Origin of the sequence: Streptomyces lushanensis (assembly GCF_001700515.1) — a bacterium.
Taxonomy (GTDB): Bacteria; Actinomycetota; Actinomycetes; order Streptomycetales; family Streptomycetaceae; genus Streptomyces; species Streptomyces lushanensis.
Genome location: NZ_MAUD01000186.1, coordinates 1 through 1,810 on the forward strand (window position 1 = coordinate 1; position 1,810 = coordinate 1,810).

Below are 1,810 nucleotides of genomic sequence, written 5' to 3' on the forward strand. Positions count from 1 at the left end.
GTGAGCAGACCGGCGGCGCCGTAGAGCGCGACGAGGGTGAGGGAGACGGGGTGTCCGGCGCCGCCGGTCTGCTCACCGCCGCCGCGCTCGGCCGGGCGTTGTGGTGCGGCCTCGCCGAACCCAGGATCGCCCTCGCCTTCGGCGTACTCGTCGCCGTCGGGGAACTGGCCCGCTGGGGCGCGCTGCCCGGTGAGCGCGAGCCCGCCCCGCTGGGCGCCGCCGGGGCCCTCGCGTACGCCCTGCTGGGCGAGAACGCCGGGCGGCCGGTCACCCACGGTGTGCTCCAGACCGTCGGCGTGGTCGTCGCGGCGGGCCTGACCGGCGCCGTACCGCATGTCGCCAGAGGACGCGGCCCCGGACTCGGCCATCTGGCCCGGCGGGTCCTGACCGTGGGCTTCGCCGCGGTCTGCTTCCAGCCGCTCTACGCGGCCGGCGAGCTGCGGGAGCGGCTCGGGCCCGGTCCCGCCTACGCGCTGCTGCTCCTTCTGCTGCTCGGTCTCACCGCGCTCTGCGACGCCGTACTGGCCGCCCTGATGATCCGCGCCCGGACCCGCCATCCCTTCGGCCCCCTGCTCCGCGACGAGTTGCGCGCGCTGCTCCACATCGGCTCCGCCGTGTGCGCCACCGGAGCGGTGATCGCGCTCGGTGTCGGCGTCGCCGGCCTCTGGGCGCTGCCGGTGTTCTGCGTGCCGCTGCTGCTGACCCAGCTCTCCTTCCGGCGGTACGCCGCCGTACGCACGACCTACCGGCAGACGATCGCCTCCCTCGCGCGGGCCACCGAGATCGCCGGATACACACCCCACGGACATGCCCGCAGAGTCGCCGAGCTGAGCCATGCCGTCGGCCGTGAGCTGGGGCTCTCGGGACCCGAACTGACCGTTCTGGAGTACGCGGCCCTCATGCACGACATCGGACAGCTCTCCCTCGTCGATCCCGTGCCCGAGGGCGCCACCGCCCTGCTGCCGGTGGCCGAGCAGCGGCGCATCGCGCTGCTCGGCGGCGCGGTGGTCCGTCAGACCGGAGTGCCCGCCGCCGTCGCCGTGGTGGTGGAGCGACAGGCCGATCCGTACCGGGAACAGCCACTGCCCGCCCGGATTGTCCGCGCCGTCAATGCGTACGACGACCTGGCCGGGGAATGTGCCAGTGCGAGCGGTCCGCTCAGCGCGCTGGAGCGGCTGCGGCTCGGGACGGCGTACGACTACCAGCCCGAGGTGGTGGAATCCCTGGCGCGTGTGCTGTCCCGGGGCGGTCCGGCCGCAGGTGGGGCCGGGTAACCCATGGGTAATGAGCGGGCGTCCGACTGGGCATGGTTGGATGCGAAGAAGAGGATGTCCGGGGGCACTGACCCGAGCGACCGGCAGGCGGGAATCGTGAGGATCTTCGGGAAGGTACGGCATCGGCCCTCCGCCTCGTGGCGGCAGGCCACCGACCGCGCGTTCACGCTGATCGGTGACGGCCGGTACGAGGACGCGGGCGCGCTGCTCACGCGCGCGGCGGACCTGGAGCCCTGGCTCTCGGAGTCCTGGTTCAACCTGGCGTTGCTGCACAAGTTCCGGCACGACTGGGAGCAGGCGCGCGCCGCCGGGCTGCGCGCCGTGGCCCTGCTGGACAAGGAGACCGGCGCGCCCGACTGGTGGAACGTCGGGATCGCCGCCACCGCGCTCCAGGACTGGCCGCTGGCCCGCCGGGCCTGGCAGGCGTACGGGCTGAAGGTGCCCGGCAATCCGCACAGCGTCGAGGCCAACGGCGAGCCGGAGGGCATGGAGCTCGGCAGCGCGGCCGTGCGCCTCTCGCCCGAGGGCGAGGCCGA

General features: G+C 74.1%; 1 protein-coding gene and 1 pseudogene. Both read left to right on the forward strand.

The window, feature by feature from the left end; translation table 11 throughout:
* Positions 1–50: 50 nt before the first annotated feature.
* The gene (locus BFF77_RS16730; protein ID WP_066950017.1) at positions 51–1,274 is read left to right on the forward strand and encodes an HD-GYP domain-containing protein; all 1,224 of its coding nucleotides are present in this window, start codon (positions 51–53) and stop codon (positions 1,272–1,274) included.
* A 54-nt stretch (positions 1,275–1,328) separates the two neighbouring features.
* Positions 1,329–1,810 (forward strand): annotated as a pseudogene (locus tag BFF77_RS16735) (tetratricopeptide repeat protein); the annotation flags it as partial.